Source organism: Pseudomonas sp. CGJS7 (assembly GCF_036961695.1).
On sequence record NZ_JBAMDI010000308.1, the window covers coordinates 1 to 1,034 of the forward strand.

The following is a 1,034-nucleotide window of genomic DNA, read 5'->3' on the forward strand; positions in this document are numbered from 1 at the left end:
CTCGGCTACTGCAACTTACCAACGAGAATGACGAGTCATACCGCTTCGACTGGGACGAACTGGACCGGCTGGTGGCACAAAAAGACCTGGATGGCAGTGGCCGCCTCTATGCCTACAACGTGCTGGATGAGGTCACTCGTCTTACCCATGTGCCCTCGCCTGACGAGCAGCCACCCCTGTCCGACAACGCCCCACCGACACGGACGATTGCCATCCGCCATGACTTCGAGCGGGACGCAATCGGCCGGCTTGTCAGCAAGCGCACCGAAGATGGCACCACCGACTACCGCTACGACGCCGCCGACAATCTGCTGTCCATCACCTTCACTGACAACAAAGGAGAAAAACAGCAACTCGACTACACCTACGACGCCAACGGGCAACTGCTCAGCGAAACCAACAGCGCTGGCTTGCTGCAGTACCGCTACGACGAACTGGGCAACCTGCAGACGCTGGTCCTGCCCGACCAGCGCGAACTCAACCACCTGTACTACGGCAGCGGGCACCTCCATCAGATCAACCTGAACGGCCGGGTCATCAGCGATTTCGAGCGTGATGCGGTGCACGATGAGGTCCTGCGCACCCAAGGCAAACTGGTCACCCGCACACGCTACGACACCAGCGGTCGCCTGGCCGGCAAGGCTATTCACTACCGCGATGCCCCTGCTGAAGTACTGCCACTGCTGGACAAGGCCTATCGCTACGATGCCAGCGACAACCTGATTGCCGAGGTACTGACCCAGACCCAGCGCCGCGGGATGACCAACGCTGCCAATGACGAAAACGCGCATCTCGAACAGATCATCGGCCGATTCCAAGATCTGCCCCACACGGGCAAGACTTATTCGGGACACAACCGTTACGGCTACGACCTCAACGAGCAACTGCAAACCGTCCAGCAGTCACGCCCCAACTGGCAAGCCACGCAGGTCGAGGATTACAAATACGACAAAGCCGGCAATCTGTTCGACGGCCCCAAGCTCAATGGCCTGATCAAGCACAACCGGGTGTTGGTGTATCAGGACAAGTGCTAT

The 1,034-nt window shown here is 59.2% G+C and carries 1 pseudogene; it reads left to right on the top strand.

The features are described from left to right. Positions 1-1,034 (top strand): annotated as a pseudogene (locus V7787_RS52825) (type IV secretion protein Rhs); the annotation flags it as partial.